Source organism: Denitrobacterium sp. (assembly GCF_056180635.1).
In genome coordinates this window covers 1-23,052 of the sequence record NZ_JAZZJS010000065.1, presented here as the reverse complement: position 1 = coordinate 23,052, position 23,052 = coordinate 1, and the positions used below count along the sequence as shown (strand labels likewise).

Genomic DNA, 23,052 nt, shown 5'->3' with positions numbered 1-23,052 from the left:
GCAAACCAGTTTGCAAGCATGCCTAAGTGGGCTGAGCGATTCCGTAACTTGTTCATCGATGTGTGATGCTTGGGTGTCGTTTGGGACTGACGGGGAAAAGAGTCCGATTGGTTCCTATTTCTAGGGGTAACCTCGAGAGATAGAGAGTTAGACATACCAAACCGATTGGACTCGAAGCATGTTCGTAAACGAATTCGGCAACCCCAATGACCCCACTATCGTCCTGATGGCGCCCATGATGATGTCTGGCAACGACATCTATCGCATGATGAGTCCCCACTTCGACGACTCCTACCATGTCATCGCACCCGACCAAGGCGGACACGGCGATGCCGGCGCGTATGTCAACGCCGACGATGAATATGCCCAGTTGAAACACTACCTGATCAATAAGGGCATAACCGATATCGAGCTGGTATACGGTTCCTCGTTGGGCTCCGCCATTGGCTGGCGCCTTTTTCTGGACGGCGATTTCAACATCCGGCACGCTTGGTTCGATGGAGCGCTATTTCGAGAAAGCGCACCCCTCTTTGAATTCGCTTCCAAAGCCATGTTCAAGAAGAAGAAAAAATACCTCGCAAAGCACCCCACCGAAGCCTCAAGCGGACTTGAAAGCAAATACGGACACGAACGCGCCGTCATGATGACCAAGAACTTCGAGCGCATAACCGAAAGCGACATCAACGCCATCTGTCACGCCTGCTGCAATTACCCCCTCGAGAATCTCACGCTCGACCAGCAAGCGCGTCTGCATCTCGATTACGGCAGCAAAGACTTCACGCTCCGCCAAGCAAAGCGAGGCATCGCCACGTGCATGCCAAACGCAGCCATCGCCATTCGCAAGGGCTATCCGCATTGCGCCTACGTTGCCGCACACACGCAAGAATACGTGGCGGAAATTGAGGAATTCATTCGGGCATAGAATCCGACCATTGCGCCCCCCCTGCACGAACACGATGCGAAGCGCAGATAGCGCGAAAGCCAAGGCACAAAGGAGATAAGTCTAGCCTCCGTTAACGGCACAAGGAAAGGGCCCCGAAGGGCCCTTTCCTCTTCACGCTACCAAGCGTAGGTATGTCGCAGGGACTCCCTAGCTAACCACGGCAACACCGTACCAGGCGATGCCCTCGTCGTGCCAGCCAAGGGAAACAAGCTGAGCATGCTCGGAAGCATTCGTCGTGAAGTTATGAGCGCCGGCAACTGCATTCGGATTGTACTCGCGCAGAACCGTTACGCCCAGAGCATCATCGGAGTACCAGCCGATGCCCTCGTAGTTCCAGCCAGCCTTCTTGAGCATGTCGCGCTCGGAGGCGTTGGTGGTGTAATGATGATCGCCCGCATTGGGGTTGTACAAACGATACACCGGGGTCTTGCTAGTGGACGGGCTATACCAACCAATACCCTCGAAGTTCCACCCGGCCTTCTTCAGGCTATCGCGCTCGCTCGCGCTCTTCGTGTAGAAGTGCTCGCCGGAGTTCGGGTTGTACAGACGGAACATCGGAACCGTCTCGACAATGGTGAACTTGCCCGTTGCCGTGCCCGTGTAGTTGCCCTTGCCGGTAACGGTAATGGTGCCCGTGCCGACCTGCGTATTATTGGAATACTCCACCGTGTAGTCGGTGCCATATGTAAGCGTATCGCCACCAAGCTTCACCGTGGCAGCAGGCTCCAGCGCAGCGCCCGTGTACGCCATATCGGAAGCCGTCACCGTAGCCTGGGCGATGGAAGCCTGGGCGATTTCGGTATCGAAGAACAGCGGCGCAGTGTCATACCCGGAAGTCAAGCCCTCCAGGCCATTGACCCAAACGTAGTTCTGAGTATCGACCAGCGTAGCAACGACAGTGTACTCATCAGCATCGATAGCAGTGGCATCCGTACCCTCGGGGAACTCAGCATCAGGCTCGGGCAGCGCCGACATGTGGAGCCCGCCATTATATACGGCCAAGGTATAACCCGCACCACCGGCCACGAGCGTCTGAGCAGCGCGGTTGTACACCAAACCCTCAACCGCCTTGGGCTTTATGACCTTACGCGGACTGATGTAGCACGACAGGTGAATCTGTCCATCCAGATTGCCAATGAGATTCCAACGGTAGTTATCCGAGGCGAGCGAGGCATCAATTGTGTATGTGCCCACATCAGTGCCAATGGCATCTTCGCCTTCAGCAAGAGGCTCGCCCGCATTCACCGACAGCTGATATCCTTCGCCACCGGCGACTATCGTCTGACCAGCAGGGTCGTACATCAGCTCTTCAGCGACCACGTTTGGAGCATCAATGGCCTTCGGGGAAACGGTGATGGTGCTTGTCGTAATGGGGCTATCGTTATCGGACCATTTGGTATTGGAGGAATCGCTCAGCAAAGCGACAACCGAGTAGGTGCCCACATTCTCAACCGTAACGCCCTCTTCGGTAATTACCGGATTGCCCGAACCAGGAGTGAACGTGTAGTCGCCGCTCGCAGCGAGCGCAAGCTGTCCACCGGAGACGTACTCCAGATCAATCAGACCCAAAGGGGCATCAATCGGCTTCTTGGCGAGATCGATATCGACTTCCTGATCGATGGTCGCACCATTCGACCACTTGTAATGATCGCCGTCAACCAGATGCACGGTCACGCGATACGTGCCGGCGTTCGTGGCGAGGACATCTCCCGTTTCCGCATCGATCGAAGCACCCGCTGCGATTGCGGGGTCGCTGAGCGTAATCGCGTATACGTCGGGATTGCCTTCCATGGCAACCTGCTGTTCGCCGCTGAACGTCAGGTCATCGACAGCGGCAGGAACAGCAACGCTACCCTTCTCAATTTCAACTTCGACGAAGTAGGGGTCGGGGACGGGGCTCGCAGAATCCCACACATAATTCTCGCTCAGCAGCGTTGCCTCGATGGCGTACGTGCCGACTTCGGTAGCGTACGCATCACCGTTCTCGTCGATGGTTACGCGCTCGTCGGAGCAAGAGAGGGTGTAGCCATCTCCGCCTTCTACGAGCAGCTGAGACTCACCGGTATACGTGAACTCATCGGCAGCCGCCGTGGGCATCGTGACCTTCGCGGGAGCGATAGAATCCTGGAACGTCAAGTCGCCGGTGCTGCCATCGGACCACATATGGCCCGCATCAAGCACGACGCCAATCTCGTAATCACCTGCGTCGACGGCAATAACGAAACCATCCACGACCTGGATATCGAGGCCCTCATCGTATACAAGCGTGTATCCGGCGTCGGTAACAGCCATCACCACGCCGCCATCCACGTACTCATCCGTAATCGAAGCGCCATTCAGATCGAGGAGCGCCTTGGCCATGCCCGTGTAGGTATACGGATCATGGGAAACTTCAACGGGGTCCGTTGCGGTAATGCGCGTGATTTCCGCTTCGAAGGTGCGCTCGTAGTTCGCCGCCGGGTCATCGGACCACACGTAATCGCGGCCACTGCTCGAAAGGGTTGCCGTAATTTCGTACGTATCCACATCCGTGGCATACAGCTTGCCATTGTTATACGTAACCGTAGTGGGATACAGCAGCGTGTAATTCTTGTTGGTGGTCGCATGAATGCCGTCGACATCCTCGTACGCATTCAGTACAACTGCGCCATTCAGATCGAAAAGCTCGATGGGTTCGCCCGTCCATTCGGCCTTACCGGTCGCGGGAGTAACCGTGGGAACAGGCGTGACGCCCTTGACAATTGCCGCATCATCGATCGTGATCGGCTCAAGCTCTTCGCCCGCTTCGACGTCAGCCCACTGATGGTTGGCATCAAGCGTGCACGTAAAGCCCGGATATGTGCCGGCATCGGCGGCGGCAAGCTGGCTATTAACAACCCGCACGCTCAAAGCACTGGGATAAACAACCTCGTACCCAGCATCGATCGTAACAGTAGTCGTTCCCGCATCCGTTACGGGGTCGCCAACGACAGCGCCACCCTGCAGGTCGATAATCTTCTGGAAGAGACCCGTGTACGTAAGCCCCACAACAGCGGTGGGCTGAGCAACGGGCTTCCTGGCAACGCTGATAACAAGCTGCTTGTCGCCGGTAGTCTCGTCTTCCCACATATAGTTCTCGGCATCCTCATTCAGGCCGGAAATCGAAGCCACAACGCTGTAGCTGTCCGCATTCACAACGGTAATCTCATGGCTAGCGGTCATGCCAAATGCATGCTCTTCGGTAGTGGAAAGGACGTAGCCCGCAGTCGTCTTTACGTTAGAACCTTGCGTTAGCTCATCGCCACTCAGCCATTCAACGCCCTCGCCATAGTTGATGGCAACCTGGCCCGCGCCACTATACACGAGGCCAGTAACTACGGTGGGAGTCGTTACCGTCTTCTTGGCGATAGTTCCGGTAAGGTCCTTCGGGGCAAAGGTGCCATCGGTCCACGTCGCGTTATCGGGATCGTTGAGCGCAATCGTAAGGTCATAGCCACCAGCGTTCGTAGCCAAAAGCTGGTTGTTCTCCTCGTCGATAACGAACGTTCCCTCATGGAACGTGATAGTGTACCCCGCGTTCGTCGTGATGTTTACAACGTCAAGCGACGTCTGAACGTCCACGAACTCGGTACCCTCTTCAAATGCGAACAGGCTCTGCTGTTCGCCGGTATACACAAGATTGGAAACCGGAACAGCGGGCTTAACGATATCAGCGGCAATGACAACCTCGAGCACCTTAACGTCCGTCGTGCCGTCGGCCCACGTGAAGCCATCTTCCAGCGTGGCGACAATGCGATAGTCGCCAATCATCTCAGCCTGAAGCATGCCGGTATCGGGATTGAAACTAACCTTGTTCGAATACTCGAGGCTGTAGCCAGCATCGGTAGAGGCAATGATCTTGTCGCCTGACGGCGTTTCTGACAGAACCACGCCACCCTGAAGGTCGGCAATGGGCTGCAGACCATCATACGGAAGCACCGCAGCAGTAACCGTGGGGACAGTCGCTTCGTTATTGACTTCCCATGTTTCGGGGTCATCCGAAATCTGCGTGCAGGAGAAGCCAGTTGCCACATACTGCGCGGCAATCTTGGCAGAGCTGGTTACGCCTTCATGAACGGCAATCTTCGAAGACGTACCGGAAACGATCGCGGCGCCCGAAGAGCCCAGGTACGTACCCGTGGTGCCGTCGTTGTACACGTCGATTTCCGCACCGTTATTGCCCTCGATGACTGGCGCAGATGCAGAGCTCGAGAAAAGCATGGAATCATTCTGAACCACAACCGAGCCAGCTTCGGCGGCAATTACGCTCGCATCATTGGAATTAATTACGCAATTGTCAACGCAAACCGAACTCTCGCCAGCATCGTCTTCGAGGCTAATTGCGGCGCCCGAAGTGTCGATAAGGGAATTGGACAGGGTAACTGTGGCGTTTCCCTTGTTAACATAGACGCCCTCCGCACCCGAGTCGGCATAAATCGAGGCGCGTTCGACGCTCAGCGAGCAATTGCCGTACAACGTAAAGGCGGGATTCATGGTACCCCTAAACGTAGGATGAGCCGCAGCAGCGGCTTCTTCATCGCCACGCACGAAAACCGCCGCTGTCGAATCACCGGAGTCCGTAACAAACATGCCGTTCAGAATCTCGCCGCCATTGATGACAGCAACGCCGCCAATGACGTGAATCGCATCCATCTCAGAGCCCTGAATAGCTCCAGCGTTCATGATCAGCAGGCCGTTGCTGAACACATTCACGACAGGCTCATCCGGGCCTCCCGCGGTGAAAGTACCCGAATCGATCGTAAACACGCCCTGACGCACATCGACGGCAGCGCAGCGATCATCGGAAAAAACCTTACCTTCGCCCACGGTATCGATCACATCAAGAGAGGCCGATTCGCCATCCAGCTCGATAGCCTTATCGTCTCCCATTACAATCGTCTTACCTGCGAGGTCGAGGGTGATTGCCTTTGTGATAGTGGCGCTACCAGTATCCTCGGAATCGCCAATCATGGTAATGGCCGCTTCGGTAACGGCATCGTCGTCCTCGATGGCGTTAATCGCGTCGGCCACCGTTTCATAGTAATTGTTATTCCAGATGCAAGAAACGCCCGCCATCGGCTCGAGCGCGGTAGCATCCTCGCTCGCAGCTTCCAGCTGAGCGCCTTCGGGAGCTGCAACCACATCGCTTGCAGCGTTCGCCTGATTGGTCGAAGCAGCCGGCGCAACCTGCTCTGCGGCAACAGGTTCTTGCACGACACTTACGGTTTCATCGACCGCGGGTTGCTCCTGCGCCGCTTCGGGCTCGTCGCCGTACGCCTGCTGCGGAGCAATTGGGGTGAACCCGACGACCGTGACAACGGCCATAAATGCGCTGAACACCCCCTTGGCGAATTTCATACGCGAGTTGCGTATACTAGCAGACCCACTCATTCGACCACCTTCCTCAATCGCACGGACCCAACCCCAAGCACAGGGCGATGAATGATGGAATGTAGGTATAGAGCGAGCGCGAATTGCCGCTCTGCCCCCTTCATACCAGCTTCACAATTGTAGCATTCTTTGCGGTGGCAAAAGTAGCAATTCGCGTTTTACTAGCACATTATTTTTCGTTACGGAACCGTCATTTTAGAAATAGTCGCGCAGTTCACAGAATTCCTATAAACCGTACTTTATCAGGGGAAATAATATCGTTCCGATTGCATACTATGCGAATCCGAAAGAATCGCCTTCCCCAATCGCAGTAACAAGGAGACAAGAAGGCAATTAAGAAGCCAAGAACCAAAAGGAATAAACCCTATTCATCGAACAAATCTGAGTGCGTTCCCGTGCGAGAAGCAGTAAGAATAAGCTGGCCCTCATCTATTGCGTAGACCAACAACCAGTCGGGGCGAATATGGCATTCGCGAAAGCCAATGTAATTCCCCGTAAGCGCGTGATCGCGATGCTTTAGATCGAGGGCTTCTTCCGCAAGAAGCGTATCGAGCACCGAATACAGTTCGCGAAGGTCGCACCCACGCTTCTTGATGCGCTTAACGTCTTTCTTGAATTGAGTGGTAACGACCAGCCTAAGAGACATTGCTACACCTAATCATCGAGCTCAAGCGCTGAAAACATCTCGTCGACCGACGAGAACGACTCGCCGCGCACCTTGCCACTCATAATGTCGCGCGATTCCTGAATAGCCGCTTCGGTTTCAGCGTTATAGCGAGGCTGACGCACGTCGAACGGAAGACCGCCTTCCATGACGGACTTATGCAAAAAGATGTTAATGGCCTCGGTAAGCGTCATGCCAAGGCTCGAAAACACCGATTCGGCGTTGGCCTTCACTTCGGGGTTTACGCGCATATTGATTGTCGCAGACTTAGCCATAATGCAACTCCTTTTGTAATGGCAATGCATATACATTGTATCACCCTAGTTATACATAGAGCAACACGCCAGCAGCAGGGCGTAAGCGAAGCGAAACGCCCGTGAGTATGCGCAAGCAGCGCCTCTCGCATCAGGGCGAACAGCGAAGCGCATTCGCCCGTGGCACCCGCTCACAACCCGCACCCCGCCTCGCATACGAGAAGCATCCTCCTACTCGGCATCCCCCGCAGCGGGCAATGCAAGGCGCAGCCGAGCGAGCCTGCGGACGGCCCTCCCCCGCCCGCAGGTCGTCCCGGGCCGCAACCCAGGCGGCGGAGCGCATAACCCATAGGGGCACTGTGAAAGCAAACTAAATAGCGCTAAGTTCGGGGTTGGGCGCGAAGAGCGAGAAGCGAAGCTTCACGCAAATCCGCGCCCAACCCCGAACTTAGCGCCAGTAAAAGCATGAACCAGCGAGCGCACGAGTCCGGCGCACCCACCCGTAAACAAAAGAGGAACGCGAGGGAAAACCTCACGTTCCTCTATAGTTCCAGCAACACGCGCCGTGCGAGCAGCGGAGCGGGTGCCCCGCCGGGTTATGCGCCCCGGGCGGAAAGGGTTAGATGCTAAAGAGCCCGAACTGGGCGCCTACGTAGGCGACCAAGATAATGACCAGCAAAATGGGACTGACATATTTGATCATAATCGTCCAGACGCCTTCAAGGCGGAATTTGCTGGAGCGCTTCACTTCCTCGACAATGACCTTCGGCTTCACGATCCAGCCAACGAAGATGACGGTGAGCAGGGCCACGATGGGCATGAGCACCGAATTGGAAATGAAGTCGAACAGGTCGAGCAGCGTGCTGCCCTCGCCCAGCGGCTCCAGGAACGAAAGCCCGTTGTAGCCCAGGTTCACGAACACGCCAGCGATGACGACAACGAGAATGGTGACGATAAGCGACTTACGACGCGTCCAGCCCGTGCCGTCGGCGATGATGGAAACGCATGCCTCGGCCAGGGAAATGGCGCTCGTGAGAGCGGCGAACAGCACCAGCACGAAGAACGCGAAGCCAATGATGGGGGCGATGCCGCCCATCTGCTCGAACACCGTAGGCAGGGTAATGAACATGAGAGACGGGCCGCTCTTCGCAGCCACGGCTTCCGCGGAACCCATAGCGATGAACGCGGCGGGCACGATCATAAGGCCAGCCAGCGTAGAGACTACCAGGTCGGTACCGCCGATCCAGGGAACGCTACGCGTGAGGCTTTCCTTCTTGTCCAGGTAGGAACCATAGGTGACCATAATGCCCATGGCCAAAGAAAGGCTGTAGAACATCTGGCCGAGCGCGCCAATAAGCAACTCGGGCGAGAACTTGCTGAAATCGGGCAGCAGATAATACGCCAGACCGTCGGTAGCACCAGGCCAGGTAAGCACGTAGATGGCAATGGCCAATGCCGCTACCAGCAGCAGGGGCATCATGATGAGGTTGGCCTTTTCGATGCCGCCCTTCACGCCCAGCGACACGATGAGGAACACCACGGCCATGAACAGCAGCATGAATACGAAGCTACTGTCGGGGCTGGTGATGAAGTTCACGAAGAACGTGCCGCCATCGGCGATTTCGGCAGGAGAATTCACCAGATAGCTGGTGGCATACTTAGCAACCCAGCCGCCGATGATGCAATAGTACGGCGTGATGATAAAAGGCACGGCAGCAGCAAGCACGCCGATGAATGAATACTTTTTGCCAAACGAGCTATATGCGCCAATAACCGACTGCCCCGTTTTGCGACCAAGGGCAATCTCGAGCAGCAGCATGGAAATGCCGAACGTGAAGACAAGTACGACATAAGTGAGAATGAACATGCCTCCGCCATACTTGGCCGCCAGGTACGGAAAGCGCCACATGTTTCCCAGACCCACGGCGCTTGCGGCGGCGGCAAGGATGAACATCCACTTACCCGACCAAGACGAGCGCTCCTTCGCGTTCTGCACCATACAAAATCCTTTCCTATGTAAGCATCCCGTTATTATAAACAGAGTAATGCGTCTACGCCGATGCGATTCTTTTCCGCGGTGAATTAATAAAGCCGAAATACACATAACAATGTACCCGCGCGTAATATGCAGTTTTCCCTGTTTTAACCAATCGGGAACAGGAGCGCGGTACCATATCGCACAGCAATCGAATCGAAGGAGTACACCCTATGTGCGGTATCTGCGGTTTCACCGGCGCTTCGCGGAGCACCGATAGCCCTGCCACCCTGAAGGCCATGTGCGACATCATGGCGCATCGCGGCCCCGACGGAGAAGGCCAGTACATCGACGGCAACATCGCATTGGGCCACCGCCGCCTTTCGCTCATCGACCTAGCGGGCGGAAACCAGCCCATGGTGCGCTCCACTGGCGAGCACGAGGCCACCATCACCTCCCCCGCACGCCAGCTGGACGGCACGCCGTGCGGCACCGAAGAGGACATGCTGGCCACGGGCGATTTCGCCATCGTATTCAACGGCGAAATCTACAATTATCGCGACCTGCGCGCCGAACTGGAAGCCAGCGGCTGGACGTTTCGCACCAACTCCGACACCGAAGTGCTGCTCACCAGTTACCTGGCCTGGGGCAAAGACGCCCTCACGCGCCTGCGCGGCATGTTCGCATTCGCCATTTGGAACCGCGCCACCGGCGAGCTCTTCTGCGCACGCGACTACTTCGGCATCAAGCCCTTCTACTACACGCAGCAGCAAGGCCAGTTCATTTTCGCATCGGAAATCAAGTGCATCCTGGAGCACCCCGCTTACGAGCGCCAGCTGAATGAAGAGGCATTGGCCCAGTACCTGTGCTTCCAGTTCAGCGCGTTCGACGAGACGTTCTTCAAGGGCATCTTCAAACTGCCCCAGGGCCACTGCCTCACCGTGCGCGCCAACGGCAGCATGGAAGTCGAGCGCTGGTGGCATCCCACCTACGACTTCAACGAGAGCCGCGACGAGGCAAACACCGTAGATGCCATTCACGAGGCCATGAAGGAAAGCGTGCGCTACCACAACGTGGCCGACGTGGAAGTTGGCTCGTTCCTTTCGTCGGGCATCGATTCGAGCTATATGGCCGCGCTGCTGGCGAAGGAGAATCCCGACATCCACACGTTCACCGTGGGTTTCGCCGAATACGAAGGCGAACGCGACGAGATTTCCTGGGCGCAAGAGCTCGCCGACGAGCTGCATATCGCCAACGATCACAAGCACATTACCGAAGAGGAATACTGGGCCAGCCTGCCGCGCGTGCAGTGGCACATGGACGAGCCCTCGGCCGATCCAAGCGCCGTGGCCCTGTATTTCGTCGACCAGATTGCCGCCAAGAAGGTTAAGGCGGTGCTTTCGGGCGAAGGCGCCGACGAGTTCTTCGGCGGGTACCGTATTTACGAAACGCCCTGTGCGAACGCGCGCCTTTCCTGGTGCCCCAAGCCGCTGCTGAAGGCCGGCGCCGCCGTGCTGGGCAAGCTGGGCATCCGCGGTGCGAACTATCTGCGTCGCGCAAGCGAGAGCGTGGAAGACTGGTACTACACGAACGCGAATGGCGTCGCGTTTTCCCAGGCTGAGCGCGCGAAGCTCATGAAGAGCGTTCCCGCGAACCTGCCCACGCCGCAGCAGGTCGTGCAGAGCGCGTATGCCGAAGTGGCCGACATGGACGAAACCACGCGCATGCAGTACGTCGACACGCAGTTCTGGCTGGTGGGCGACATCCTGCTGAAGACCGACAAAATGTCGATGGCGCATTCGCTCGAGAGCCGCGTGCCGTTCCTGGACACGCAGGTGTTCGGCGTTTCCGCCACCATACCCACGCGCCTGAAGGTTAGCAACGAGCAGAGCAAGCTTACGCTGCGCAAGGCCGCAAAGCGTGCCATCCCCGAGGCTTGGGCCGAAAAGCAGAAGCTTGGCTTCCCCGTGCCCGTTGTGGGCTGGCTGCGCCAGGATACCTACTACAACCAGGTAAAAGAGTGGTTCACGGGCCCCGAGGCGCAGCGGTTCTTCAACACCGGCGAGCTGATGCACCTGCTCGACGAGCACAAGGCCGGCACGCGCGACAACACGCGCAAGATTTGGATCGTGTTCATGTTCCTGATGTGGTATCGCATTTACTTCGTCGACCGCACGGTGCCGGAAAAGATTGCATAGCGCTTCGTCACGAGCTTTCAGCCCTCTGGATTATTCCGGAGGGCTTTTTTCATGCCGCGGCTACGACGACGCCGCGCCAACGGCGTACCACGCAATGCCCTCATTAAGCCAGCCCAGACGCACAAGGCTTTCATGCTCCGAGGTACTCGCCGTGAAGTTGTGCGCGCCCGCAACGGCGTTGGGGTTATACTCGCGCAGCATGGGCACGGACCGCGATTCATCGGAGTACCAGCCCACGCCTTCGTAGTTCCAACCCAGGCTCGACAGCTTGTCTCGCTCGGAAGCGCTCGTGGTGTAGTGATGGTCGCCCGCATTGGGGTTGTACAGGCGATAGACGGGCACGCCACTTAACTTGGGGGCTATCCAGCCGATGCCCTCGTACACCCAGCCGGCTTTCGTAACCGTATTGCGCTCGCTTTCGCTGGCCGTGTAGAAATGCTCACCGGAATTCGGGTTGTAGAGGCGATACATGCGATCGGTAGCAGAGCCATCGTACGCGTCGGCCCACTCCTGCTTGTCGTAGCCGTAATAGTCCATAATGCCATCGGCGTCGGCATAGCCAAGGGCCTTCAGCCACGATTCCTGGCGCAAGCGCGTGCCATCGATGGGGTCATCGACGTACAGGTGCTCGACCAGCACCGCCGGCAGATTGTTCTTGCGCGAGATGCGCAACACGCCATAGTAATCGGTTAGCGAGCCATCGACGTAGTAATCGGCATCTGACAAGCGAATTTTCAAGCCGTTGTAAGCCTCATCCTGCGGGTCGACACCGGCGCTCCTCAAGCGTGCGGCGATGCATTCCGAGATGGCACGCGACGGAGTTGCCGTGGTGGACAAGCGATAACCGCTTTCTACGTACTGATGATAGACCTGATAACCCGAGGGTTTTTCCGTTTCGCTACCCCGCGCGTTGTTATGGAGCGAAACGAATACGTCAGCATTTGCATCGACAGCGCGCGAGACGCGCCCGTTCAGCGAGACCGTCTCGTTCTGCCCGCGTGTAAGCATCACGCGCACGCCCGGGTACTGCAGCAGACGCTCCCGACAATACTGCGCGATTTTCCAGTTAACGTCCTTTTCGACGACGTAATCGACCGCACCGTTTTCCGTGCCGCCATGTCCAGGGTCGAGCGCGACGATTAGCGCGCCATCGCTGCCATACGACCCGCGAACGGACTGCGCCGAAAGCGACATGCCAGGCTGAGAATATCCTTCAATCAGGGTAACGTCCGCCCCATCGGAGGAGCTAGCTTCTTCGGGGGCAAACAGAGACCCCGAAGCATACGCAGCATTAGCCGAGATGAGGCACCACAAGAAGAGGCCAAACGCAACGAACATACACGCGTACGCAATACGCAAAAGCCAAGATCTTGTAGTATGCCCAACTGCGCGCAAAGCGCACTCTCCCCTGCTAAGCCACCAATGAAAGCAATATAGCACGGATGGCACAAGGCATAAACTCACCCGCGCTATCTGGGTATTCGGCCCAATCCGCGAGCAGCGGAGCGGTACCCCCCTGGGACACGCCCCACTCCGCAGGACGACCCGAACCCAGCAGCAACAAGAACGCCCACGTGCGAGACGCGGGCGTTCGGCATCTTTCTTTTAGGAGAGTCGGTTGGTGTCCACCGAGATAATGTGGCCTTCCGCATCCTCGTAGATGGCAAGCTTTCCATCGCGAGAAGTGTAAAGCTGGCGGAACGTGGCAGGCGCTTCGTCGTCGCGTTTGCGCTTGTCGCGCTTCTCGTCTTTGTCTTTCTTCATCTTCTTGCCCTTCTTGCCCTTTTTCTTCTTCCCCTTCTTATCTTTCTTGCCCTTGTCCTTCTTTTTCTTCTTTTCGGGCTTATCCTCGAACGCATTGAAATCGACAGGCGGATGGGGCGTGCCAAAGTCGGGGATGGGCGCCTCAACAGGGGCCGTGAAGTTCACGCTCGCGCGATTGCGCAGCAGCGCGGCCTTGCGTTCGGCTTCATAATCGGCCGCGGCATGGCGCTCGCGCTCGTATGCGGGCTTCGCATTCGCCTTGCGCTCGAAGCCCTGCTCGGGCTCGAACGCCGGAGCGGTAACGTACACGAACGAAGGCACGGTTGCCGCACGGGGCTCGGTGCTGTCGAGCGCGCCCGCCGCCTCCTGATCGGGGAAGCCGGCGTATCTGCGCTGCTCGCGTTCGTCAGCCTCGGGGGCGGCTTCTTGCTCCGTGGGCTCAGCGGGGATTTCGGGCAGGTCGACCTCGTCGCCAATCGCATCGCTCGCAAGCGTGCCATCGGGAGCAAAAGCAGGTGCGGCCTGATCGGAGGCAAGGGCAAAGCCCCCACCTTGCGGTTCGTATTCCACGGCAGCCGCAGCTGCGGCCTGGCGCGCAGCCTCCTTCTTGGCTTCGGCCTCACGCTCGGCGGCGAACAGCGACTTAACGATTTCGTCATCGTCGGCAGGAGCCGCCTCCGGAACCTCCTTTGACTGCTCAGTCTCTGCGACGGGTTCTGGCAGGACAGCTTCCTCGGCCACAGCGGGCTGCTGAGACTCAGACGCTACGGCCTGAACAGGCTCTTCGACAACCACAGGCTGCTTGGGTTCAGAAACGACCGGCTCTTCTTCCACAACGGGCTGCTGCGGCTCGACGGCTACGGGCTGCGCAGGCTCCTCCACAACGGAAGGCGCGCCTGCCTCGTCGACTTGGATACGAGGAAGTGGCTCGGAAATGCTGCGCGCGAATACACCAGCAGCGGCAGATGCCGCATCGATGGGTGACGGAGCAACTCCAGCTTGCGCGCTCGCAGCAGGCTCAGCTACGAAGGAAGACGGGAGAATGCGCTCCCCAACCGGCTGGGGCGCGGAAGCGACAGGCTCGGATGCGGGAACGCGACCAAGCGCCTCCGATATCGAACCGATATGCTCGCTCGGCGCAGAGCCAAGCGAAATGGTCTTCTCGGCATGGGAAGCGAGCTTCTTTTCTTCCTCCGCTTCGGCGCGCGAAGCGTCCATCTGCTCCTTCAGGGCCTCGCCGATAGATTCCAGATGCACCATCTCGGACACGGAAAGCCCGATGGACTTTTCGGCTTCGAGGAACGGAATCTCGGGCTCATCAGTAACCGCAGAAGCCGCGGCGACGGGCGTTTCGGCCTGCGTGGCCTCAGGCGCCTCGACGACGGAGGTGGCTTCAGCCGCGGCAGCGGGAGCGGATTCCTCGACGGCGGGCGCAGGGGCGGGCTCGACTGCGGCGGACTTATGGGCCTCGGAAGCAATCGACGCAAACGAAATGGGCTGAGCTGCGGGTTTATCGGAAAGCACCGAAGAAAGCGTAGCCACTTCAGTAGAGCCCAGCGACTCAAGCTTGATCACATGACCGGCAGGGGCCTTCTGCTCGGAAACGGCGGGGTCTGACGCCTGCGCGGCTTCAACTTGCGCGGAATCCTGTTCGCTTGCCGTGGAAGCAGCGGCAGGAGCCTCGGCCGCAGCATCCTGGGAAGCGGCATCGGCCATGGCGCCACGGAACACGAGCGGCTTCTGCGTGTCGATATGCTGACCGCGGGGAATGACGAAGGGATTCGTCGAATCGCTTTCCACGGGAGCATTGAAGAAACTGTCGACCAGTTCCTGAGCGGCATCGTCGGAAGGCGCCCACTCGGGAAGCACACCCTCGCGAGCTGCGGAAGCGCTCGAAGCGGATTCGCCTTGGAGTGCTTGCTGCTGGGACGCAGGCTGAGCTGTGACAGCCGCAGTAGCGGCAGATTGAGCATCGGCAGAGGCATCAGCCGCAGGCTGTGCGGGTGCCGCAGGCTGAACGACGGGCGCAGCCTCAACGGGAGCACCAGCAGGCTGAGCGACAGGTGCGGGTTCAACAGGTGCCGCAGCTTCAGACTGTTCCGCCTGGGCAGACGCGCTCTGCGCTTCCCGCGCGCGTGCCGCGAGCTCGGCTTGCTTCAAATACGTCGCTTGCACAGGCTCAGACACAGACGGCTGAGCTGTGGGCACTGCGGCCACAGCCGTTTGCGGAGCCCCCTCAGCAGCCGCGGGAGCGGCTTCTTGCGGCACAGCAGACGCAGCTTGCGCTTCGGGAGCCTTCTGCTCCTGAGCTTGCTGCGCATTGGCTTCTTTCATCTGGGATTCTTTACCGTCTCCCCCATACACAATCACCGGATTGCCCGCGGAAACGACGGCGCTTTCCACGACTTCGGGCTCTGTATTCTGGCCCTTTTTACGCTTACGGAATAACATAGGCGTTCCTTTGATATCTCTACCCTAGGTGCCTATTGTACCCCTCATATCCCACCTGCCAAAAGACCAAACCCTTGGCGGGAGCTTTTTCTCCGGCGGCATCGCGAGAACGGGCCTCCAGCACGCTTTCAACCCACGCGGGCTCGCGCAGCCCACGACCCACGGCAACAAGCGTTCCCGCAATGGTACGCACCATGGAATGCAGGAACGAGCTACCTACCACGCGAATGCACACCAAATCCTGCCCACCAATCTGAACGGGCGAAACACTAAGATCAAGCACATTGCGGCACGTAGGCTTCCCCACCGCGCTGGCAGCAAGACAGAAGCTCTTGAAGTCATGCTCGCCAATTAGGTACTGCGCAGCCTCATTCATAGCATCGATATCGAGTGGCTCACAACGCATATGCCAGCAGTAGTCGGCCATGATCATCGGGGGCGTGGAGCCCACCGAAAGGTAATAGCGATATTCGCGCCACTTCGCGTCGAAGCGCGCGGAAAAACCGTCGGTCGCCTGCCATACGTCGCGGATGCCGATATCCTCGGGCGTCAGCGCGTTCAGCGAGCGCAGAAGCGTGCGCGTCGAGCGAGCCTCCACTTCCTCGGGCGAGACATCGTAGCTGATGACCTGCCCCAACGCATGCACACCCGCATCGGTGCGTCCCGCGCACGTAGTGTCGACGGGGCGGCGATACAGCACCTCCAGGGCGCGCTCGAGCTCGCCCTGCACGGTGACAATCTGCTTGCACTTCTTCCCCGCCGAGCCCTCGGGGCCATCCTGAGGCCTTGGTTTCTGCTTCGCGAAGCCGTTGTAGGCCTCGCCCTTGTACTGCAGCAGCAGCGCGATAGTGGGCATTACGACGCAGCGCTCCAAACTTCACGCCCGAACAGGGAATACAGCTCCTGATACAGGCCACGGTTGCGGGCATCGACGGTAAGGGGCAGCTCGGCGCGGAACTTCTGGCCGTTGTTCTGGCGCACGAACAGCACGGCACCGTCGCGACCGGGGTACTTTTTCAAAATCTGCGTGAGGAACTGCATGTTCTGCTGCGAGAAGTCGCTCTGCATGATGGTGATCTCCACCGTCTTGGGCAGGGCATCTTCTTCGCTTTCGCCCAGGTCAAGCAGCGATACCTCGAAGGCCATGAGCTGGTTGCGGTCGCCCGCTTCGTACTTGCCCTTGATCTTCACGATGGCATCCTCGCGAATGGCGTCGGCATAGTCTTCGTACTTGAAGCAAACGCACTCCACATGGCCCGTGGTGTCTTCCAGGGTAAACGTGGCCATGCGCGTACCCTTCTTGGTAAGCTTCGTGGCCGCCGCGGAAATCATGCCCACGAACGTGGAATTCTTGATGTCGCGCTCGCGTTCGGCCAGGTCGCCAATGCGGAACTTCGAAAGCTTGCGCAGCTTGCCCTCATACGGACGCAGCGGATGGTCGCTGACGTAGATCTTCAGAATGTCCTTTTCGAACTTCAGCTTAGTGCGCTTGTCCCATTCCACGCCATCGGGCTCGGGCACCTCTTCGTGGAATCCCGAATCGGCGTCGTCGGCGAACATGTCGAACATGGAAATCTGCCCGGCATTGCGGTCTTTCTGACGGCGCGCGGCGTTTTCCAGCAGCGGCGTGTCGTCGAGGAAGTGCATGCACTGCTTGCGCGTGTAGCCCGTGCTATCGAACGCGCCTGCCTTAATGAGGGCCTCGAGCGTCTTGCGGTTGTAGCTGCGCGCATCCATGCGTCGCACGAAGTCGTGCAGGCTGGTGTACGCACCGCCCTTTTCGCGCTCGGCGATGATGTCCTCTACGACCTTTTCGCCTACGCCGCGAACGCCTGCCAGGCCGAAGCGCACGCCTTCGTCGACGGGCGTAAACTCGAGGTTCGACTCATTGATGTCGGGCGGCAGGACCTTGATGCCGCTGCCGTTGCAACTGGCGATATAGTGAATGAGCTTGTCATTGCTGCCCAGGTAGCTGGAAAGCACAGCGGCCATGAACTCGTTCGGGTAATGCGCCTTCAGGTATGCGGTGCGCATAACCAGCACGGCGTAGCAAGCCGAGTGCGACTTGTTGAACGCGTATTGTGCGAACTTCTCGGCGTCGGACCAGATCTTCTTCGAAACCTCCAACGAGTAGCCATTTTCAACGGCACCGTTGTTCCAGTCCTCTTCCAGGGCCTTCATGACCTCGAGCTTTTTCTTACCCATGGCCTTACGCAGCTTGTCTGCCTTACCAGCGGAGAAGCCACTCATGGCCATCGAGATCTGCATCAACTGTTCCTGGTACACGATGGTGCCGTACGTTTCCTCGAGGATGGGACGCAGGCGGTCGTCGTAGTACTTAACGGGCTTCTTGCCGCTGACGCGGTCGACGTAGTCGTCGACGAAGCCGTTCTGCAGAGGACCCGGTCGGTTCAATGCGATAGATGCGACGATGTCGGAGAAACGGCGCGGCTTCATACGCGCGAACAGCGTAACGTACAGGTTGCCTTCCACCTGGAACAGGCCGTCCATGTTGCCACCGCACATGAGCTTGAAGCTCTCGGGGTCGTCGAGCGGAATCTTTCCCGGATCGATGTCGATGCCGTGGCGCGTCTTCACGTTGGCGCACGCGCGGCTGATTACGCCCAGGGTACGCAGACCCAGGAAGTCCATCTTAAGAAGGCCCAGCTCAGGCGTGTAATGGCCGTCGTACTGGGTGATGATGCCGCCGCCCTTGGTGTCGCGCTTTACGGGCACGTGATCGGAAAGCGGGTCGCGGCAAATGATGGTGGCGCATGCATGCACGCCCTCGCCGCGCACCTGGCCCTCAATGGACTGAGCAGCCTCGATTACCGCCTGGCAATCGGGATCATGCTCGTAGACGTCCTTCAAGTCGGGGTTGGTGTCGAGCGCCTGCTGAATGGTAATGCCGATTTCGCCGCCGATGAGCTTGCAAATCTTATCGCCTACCGCATATGGGTAGTCGAGCACGCGCGCGGCGTCGCGCACGGCGTTCTTCGCCTGCAGCTTGCCGAACGTAATAACGCCCGAAATGTGGTCTTCGCCATAGAACTCGCGCACATGCTCGATAACGTCCTGGCGATGCTGATCGTCGAAGTCGACGTCGATATCGGGCATCTCGACACGTTCCACGGAAAGGAAACGTTCGAAGAGCAGGCCATACGGCAGCGGGTCGAGGTCGGTAATGCCCATGGCATACGTAACGATGGAGCCGGCAGCGGAACCACGGCCCGGGCCTACGCCGATGCCGTTGTTCTTGGCCCACATGATGTATTCCTGCACGATGAGGAAGTACGCGGGGAAGCCCTGCTGGATGATAACGCCAGCTTCGTGCTCATAGCGTTCCACAACGTCGGGGCGCAGCTTGCCCAGCTCTTCCATATTGGAGACCTTGCCCTCGCCGTAGCGATTGATAAGGCCTTTCTCGCATTCCTTGCGGAACCAGGAAACTTCCGTCTCGCCTTCGGGAACGGGGAATCGCGGAAGAATGGAATCGCGCTCGAGCACGACGTTGCACTTTTCCGCCAGCTCGACGGTGTTATCGCATGCTTCGGGGAACTCGGCCATGGCGGCGCGCATTTCCTCTTCCGTCTTCATGTAGAACTGGTCGTTCGAGAAGCGCATGCGATCGACGTCGTCGACCTTGCTGCCCGTGCCGATGCAGAGCATGATGTCCTGCGCTTCGGCGTCTTCGTGCGTAAGGTAATGGAAGTCGTTCGTGGCGATGGTCTTCAGCCCCAGTTCGCGGGCGATGCCAGCGAGCTGGTGGTTCAATTCCGTCTGCGTTTTTCCATGGTCGGTGGTAATGCCCTGGTTCTGCAGCTCGATATAGAAGTCGCCCGGCTCGAAGCAGGCGGAAAGCTTGCGCACCCATTCCACGGCATCTTGGTACTGGTTCACATCGAGCAGGCGCGGCACGATGCCAGCGATGCAGGCCGTGGTACCGATGATGCCCTTGCCGTACTTCTGCAGCATGGCGTAGGTAGTGCGCGGCTTATAGTAGAAGTTATCGACGTGCGACTCGCTAACCAGGTTCACCAGGTTGTGGTAGCCCTCGTTATTCTTGGCCAGCAGCACCATGTGGTACAGCTTCGGCTTGCCTTCCTTCTTAAGTTCGTCGTCGGTGGTGAAATACACTTCGCAACCGAAAATGGGCTTAACCTTCTGACCCGTATCCTTCTCGAGAGCCATGCAGGCGTCTTCGAGTTCGGGGACGCCGCTCATCACGCCGTGGTCGGTGATGGCGACGGCAGGCATGCCCAGTTCAGCCGCGCGTTTCACCATGGCTTTAACTTTGGTTGCACCATCGAGCAGGGAATACTCCGTGTGATTGTGCAGGTGAACAAATGCCATGTGCTATACCTCTTCGTTGCGCGCCGTATCTTCGTTTCGTATTTCATCCGCCATTCTAACAGCACGCAAAGGGAGCGCGGCTGGTTTCCATGCGATACGCAACGTCTTCCCCGCCCCGCAAGCGCGACGCAAAACGATTACGGACTGAAGGCACGAAAAAGCCCCGCGATGTGTGCGTGCGCGGGGCTGGGTCAGCAACGGAAGGAGGGGTATGAGGGGGTCTGGGGTGCCTCCCGCTGTCTGTGAGTACAGTATGCCAAGGCTTGCTGAAAATAAGCTTAAAGAGATTTAGCCGTGCTATTATGGCACGCATGGTTTCTGAAGCCGTACATAACGTCATGGTCGCGAACAAGCGCGTAAACACCAAGCCCGAGCTTCTCGTTCGCCGCATGCTTCGCGAAATGGGCTGGTCGGGCTATCGATGCGACTGGAAGAAGTGCGTGGGGCATCCCGATATAGCCTATCCGGGGCGCAAGATTGCCATCTTCGTGCACGGCTGCTTCTGGCATCACCATGAAGGATGCAAGCACGCCACCACGCCCAAATCGAACCTCGACTACTGGAACGCTAAGTTCGCGCGCAATCGCGAGCGCGACGAGCGCGTGCGCGCCCAGCTGGAATCGGAGGGCTGGCACGTCGTAGTTATCTGGGAGTGCGAGCTGAAAAAGGACCGCCTGGAGGAAACCAAGCGGTCCTTGCATGACGCAATTGAGTACGCGTTCGTAAAACTCGATGAGAGCGACGCCCCAGAAGGCAGCCTACAGTAGGTCTTCCTGCGTGAGGGGCTTAAAGCCCGCTTCCTCGAGCGCAGCCGCCGCACGTTCGGCTTCCGCTGTGCCGGCAATCTTCAGCACATCAACGGCCTTTTCCCCATTAACCGAGAAGCAATAGCCGTATTCGATGTTCAGCCCCAGTTCAGCAAGCTTGTCGAGCAGACTGGCGAGCCCGCCGGGATGATTCGGCACCTCGATGGCACTTACCTTGGTGACAAGCGCGCGGAAGTCGTTGTCGCGCAGCACTTCGGCAGCACGCGTGGGTTCGTTGCAGATGATGCGCACGAGACCGTAGTCGGCCGTGTCGGCAATGGTGAGCGCGCTCATGTTGATGCCCGCGGCGCCCAGCGTGCGCACGAGCGCATCAAGACGGCCCTCGGAGTTCTCGAGGAATACGGTGAGCTGGTCGATCATTAGTGAATCCCCTCTCGCTTGTCGATAACGCGCTTGGCCTTGCCCTCGCTGCGCGGAATGCTCTTCGGCTCCACGATGCGAACCTTCACGGCAACGGAAAGCGCCTTCTTCAATTCGGATTGGATATCCTTCTGCACGCGTTCGAGCGCGGCGATTTCGTCGAAGTCGAAGTCAGCAGCCGGCTCGACCTTCAACGTTACCACATCCATAGAGCCGCTGCGCGTGAGCTCGATGACGTACCAGCTGCTCACCTGCGGGAACGTACGCATTACGTCTTCGATCTGGCTGGGGAAGACATTCACGCCGCGAATGACGAGCATGTCGTCGGTGCGGCCATGCAGGCGGTCGATGCGGCGATGCGTGCGACCGCATGCACACTCGCCGGGAATGATGCGCGTGATGTCGCGCGTGCGGTAGCGCACCACGGGCGATGCCTCGCGGTCGATGGTGGTGATGACCAGCTCGCCCCATTCGCCGTCGGGCAGAACCTCGCCGGTTTCAGGATTGATGATTTCGCAGAAGAAGTGGTCCTCGGCGATATGCAGGCCATTCTGCTCCATGCACTCGATGGCAACGCCCGGCCCCATCGTCTCGGTAAGGCCGTACACGTCAAGCACCTTGTAGTTGAGTTTGCGCTCCAGGTCGGCACGGAAGTTGTCGCTGAAGGGCTCGGCACCATGAATGCCGGCGCGCAGGGTGAATTCCTTAGCAGGGTCGATGCCCATTTCCAGTGCCGTGTCGGCGATATGCATGGCGTAGCTGGGCGTGCATGCCAAGATGGTGGAGCCCATCTCGCGCAGGATGCGAATCTGACGCTCGGTCTGGCCGGCCGACATGGGGATGGTGGTGCAGCCAGCGGCAATGCCGCCGTAATGCGCGCCAAGACCACCCGTGAACAGGCCGTAGCCATAGCACACGTGCATTACGTCGTCGGGCGTGCCGTTCGCGTATTCCACGCCGCGGGCGAAGCAGTCGCCCCAGATTTCCAGGTCGTGCTCGGTGTAGGCGCCCACGGTTGCCACGCCAGTGGTACCGCTGGACATATGAATCTCGCGCACGTCCTTCAGGGGAACGGCAAGCATGCCATACGGGTAGGCGTCACGCAGGTCCTGCTTGGTTACGAACGGAGCCTTCTGCAGGTCTTCGATCGTCTGCACGGCATACGGGTCGAAACCCGCCTCGTCAAACGACTTCTTATAAAACGGAATGCTCTCGTAACAGTTGATGACGGTCTGCTTGATGCCCTCGATCTGAATCTGCTCGATCTTTTCGTGGGGCATCGTCAGGATATCCTGCTGTTGGGACATGCGAATCCTTCCTTGCCCGTAACGTGCGCTGGCACAGCCAGGCACTCCACTCGAATAAAGCGTATCCTACCGCAATTCACTCCAGCACGCGATAGTAAAACGGAAGAAAGTCCCCAAGAAAGATGCAGGAGGGCGAAAAAAGCGCCACGTCGCGAAACGCGCGCATGCAAAGGGGCGTTTACGAGGAGAAACTCATGTTCTGGAAACGGTCGGACATGAACTCGTCGGTATAGTTCTGGTCGATCCACTGATCGAAGCTATTCTGCGGAGGAATGCCCTCGTGACGTTCCGTAACGCGCCCGAAGCACGAGAGCGTCATGAACACGTCAAGCGTGAGGTACGCGCCCAGAAGCGCAACCGTCACAACGCGGCGACGCGTAGTGGGCTCACCAATGATGTAGAGCAATTCGGGCATAATGGCCAGATACCACACCCGGACGCAAGATATTTTTCCATATCGATCTGCCCGAGGATCGGTTCGCATATCACTTCACGGTGTTTTATGGGAAGTTCGAGAAGAATCGGGAGCCTGGTATCGGTCCTGCCC

At 58.4% G+C, this 23,052-nt stretch carries 14 protein-coding genes; 3 read left to right on the top strand and 11 right to left on the bottom strand.

Going from position 1 to position 23,052, the window contains the following annotated elements; translation table 11 throughout:
• Positions 1–178: 178 nt before the first annotated feature.
• Positions 179–922: an alpha/beta fold hydrolase gene (locus AC04P6_RS05670; protein ID WP_475565652.1), complete on the top strand. Its 744-nt coding sequence runs from the start codon at positions 179–181 to the stop codon at positions 920–922.
• A 168-nt stretch (positions 923–1,090) separates the two neighbouring features.
• On the opposite strand, the gene AC04P6_RS05665 is transcribed toward AC04P6_RS05670, so the two are convergent.
• From AC04P6_RS05665 to AC04P6_RS05650, 4 genes are all read right to left on the bottom strand, one after another.
• A complete protein-coding gene (locus AC04P6_RS05665) occupies positions 1,091–6,319 on the bottom strand; it encodes a hypothetical protein (RefSeq protein ID WP_475565651.1) in 5,229 nt (1,742 codons plus the stop codon).
• A 397-nt stretch (positions 6,320–6,716) separates the two neighbouring features.
• Positions 6,717–6,998 carry a type II toxin-antitoxin system YafQ family toxin gene (locus AC04P6_RS05660; RefSeq protein ID WP_475565650.1) on the bottom strand — a complete coding sequence of 94 codons (282 nt, stop codon included), beginning with the start codon at positions 6,996–6,998 and terminating at the stop codon, positions 6,717–6,719.
• Positions 6,999–7,006: 8 nt separating this feature from the next.
• Positions 7,007–7,291 carry a type II toxin-antitoxin system RelB/DinJ family antitoxin gene (locus AC04P6_RS05655; protein WP_475565649.1) on the bottom strand — a complete coding sequence of 95 codons (285 nt, stop codon included), beginning with the start codon at positions 7,289–7,291 and terminating at the stop codon, positions 7,007–7,009.
• Positions 7,292–7,889: 598 nt separating this feature from the next.
• Positions 7,890–9,269, bottom strand: a complete 1,380-nt coding sequence (locus AC04P6_RS05650) for a sodium-dependent transporter (protein ID WP_475565648.1) — start codon at positions 9,267–9,269, stop codon at positions 7,890–7,892.
• 209 nt (positions 9,270–9,478) lie between these two features.
• Here AC04P6_RS05650 and asnB point away from each other — a divergent pair, with 209 nt between their 5' ends.
• Positions 9,479–11,443, top strand: a complete 1,965-nt coding sequence (asnB, locus tag AC04P6_RS05645; protein ID WP_475565647.1) for an asparagine synthase (glutamine-hydrolyzing) — start codon at positions 9,479–9,481, stop codon at positions 11,441–11,443.
• A gap of 60 nt (positions 11,444–11,503) precedes the next feature.
• Here asnB and AC04P6_RS05640 read toward each other — a convergent pair whose 3' ends face one another.
• The 4 genes from AC04P6_RS05640 to dnaE form a co-directional block, all read right to left on the bottom strand.
• Entirely contained in the window at positions 11,504–12,781 is a 1,278-nt protein-coding gene (locus tag AC04P6_RS05640) for an N-acetylmuramoyl-L-alanine amidase (protein ID WP_475565646.1), read from the bottom strand.
• 267 nt (positions 12,782–13,048) lie between these two features.
• Positions 13,049–15,658, bottom strand: coding sequence for a hypothetical protein (locus tag AC04P6_RS05635; protein ID WP_475565645.1), 2,610 nt, complete (start codon positions 15,656–15,658; stop codon positions 13,049–13,051).
• Positions 15,659–15,677: 19 nt separating this feature from the next.
• Positions 15,678–16,514, bottom strand: a complete 837-nt coding sequence (gene truA, locus AC04P6_RS05630; protein ID WP_475565644.1) for a tRNA pseudouridine(38-40) synthase TruA — start codon at positions 16,512–16,514, stop codon at positions 15,678–15,680.
• Entirely contained in the window at positions 16,514–20,011 is a 3,498-nt protein-coding gene (dnaE, locus tag AC04P6_RS05625; protein WP_475565643.1) for a DNA polymerase III subunit alpha, read from the bottom strand. The genes truA and dnaE overlap by 1 nt, the downstream gene beginning before the upstream one ends.
• Before the next feature lie 302 nt (positions 20,012–20,313).
• Between dnaE and AC04P6_RS05620 the strand changes: the two genes are divergently transcribed.
• Complete coding sequence (locus AC04P6_RS05620) at positions 20,314–20,778, top strand: very short patch repair endonuclease (RefSeq protein ID WP_475565642.1); 465 nt, start codon at positions 20,314–20,316, stop codon at positions 20,776–20,778.
• Here the strand turns inward: AC04P6_RS05620 and AC04P6_RS05615 are convergent.
• The 3 genes from AC04P6_RS05615 to AC04P6_RS05605 all read right to left on the bottom strand — a co-directional run bounded on the left by AC04P6_RS05615 (position 20,770) and on the right by AC04P6_RS05605 (position 22,920).
• The gene (locus AC04P6_RS05615) at positions 20,770–21,198 is read right to left on the bottom strand and encodes an amino acid-binding protein (protein WP_475565641.1); all 429 of its coding nucleotides are present in this window, start codon (positions 21,196–21,198) and stop codon (positions 20,770–20,772) included. The genes AC04P6_RS05620 and AC04P6_RS05615 overlap by 9 nt on opposite strands.
• Complete coding sequence (locus AC04P6_RS05610) at positions 21,198–22,505, bottom strand: phenylacetate--CoA ligase family protein (RefSeq protein ID WP_475565639.1); 1,308 nt, start codon at positions 22,503–22,505, stop codon at positions 21,198–21,200. The genes AC04P6_RS05615 and AC04P6_RS05610 overlap by 1 nt, the downstream gene beginning before the upstream one ends.
• A gap of 178 nt (positions 22,506–22,683) precedes the next feature.
• Positions 22,684–22,920 carry a hypothetical protein gene (locus AC04P6_RS05605; protein ID WP_475565638.1) on the bottom strand — a complete coding sequence of 79 codons (237 nt, stop codon included), beginning with the start codon at positions 22,918–22,920 and terminating at the stop codon, positions 22,684–22,686.
• Between the last annotated feature and the right edge of the window lie 132 nt (positions 22,921–23,052).

Bases quoted from the DNA above. Each gene is read 5' to 3' on its own strand.
- dnaE (WP_475565643.1), bottom strand. From the start codon at position 20,011: ATGGCATTTGTTCACCTGCACAATCACACGGAGTATTCCCTGCTCGAT.
- AC04P6_RS05670 (WP_475565652.1), top strand. From the start codon at position 179: ATGTTCGTAAACGAATTCGGCAACCCCAATGACCCCACTATCGTCCTG.
- AC04P6_RS05615 (WP_475565641.1), bottom strand. From the start codon at position 21,198: ATGATCGACCAGCTCACCGTATTCCTCGAGAACTCCGAGGGCCGTCTT.
- AC04P6_RS05655 (WP_475565649.1), bottom strand. From the start codon at position 7,291: ATGGCTAAGTCTGCGACAATCAATATGCGCGTAAACCCCGAAGTGAAG.
- asnB (WP_475565647.1), top strand. From the start codon at position 9,479: ATGTGCGGTATCTGCGGTTTCACCGGCGCTTCGCGGAGCACCGATAGC.
- AC04P6_RS05610 (WP_475565639.1), bottom strand. From the start codon at position 22,505: ATGTCCCAACAGCAGGATATCCTGACGATGCCCCACGAAAAGATCGAG.
- AC04P6_RS05620 (WP_475565642.1), top strand. From the start codon at position 20,314: ATGGCACGCATGGTTTCTGAAGCCGTACATAACGTCATGGTCGCGAAC.
- AC04P6_RS05635 (WP_475565645.1), bottom strand. From the start codon at position 15,658: ATGTTATTCCGTAAGCGTAAAAAGGGCCAGAATACAGAGCCCGAAGTC.
- AC04P6_RS05665 (WP_475565651.1), bottom strand. From the start codon at position 6,319: ATGAAATTCGCCAAGGGGGTGTTCAGCGCATTTATGGCCGTTGTCACG.
- AC04P6_RS05640 (WP_475565646.1), bottom strand. From the start codon at position 12,781: ATGTTCGTTGCGTTTGGCCTCTTCTTGTGGTGCCTCATCTCGGCTAAT.
- AC04P6_RS05660 (WP_475565650.1), bottom strand. From the start codon at position 6,998: ATGTCTCTTAGGCTGGTCGTTACCACTCAATTCAAGAAAGACGTTAAG.
- AC04P6_RS05650 (WP_475565648.1), bottom strand. From the start codon at position 9,269: ATGGTGCAGAACGCGAAGGAGCGCTCGTCTTGGTCGGGTAAGTGGATG.
- AC04P6_RS05605 (WP_475565638.1), bottom strand. From the start codon at position 22,920: ATGCCCGAATTGCTCTACATCATTGGTGAGCCCACTACGCGTCGCCGC.
- truA (WP_475565644.1), bottom strand. From the start codon at position 16,514: ATGCCCACTATCGCGCTGCTGCTGCAGTACAAGGGCGAGGCCTACAAC.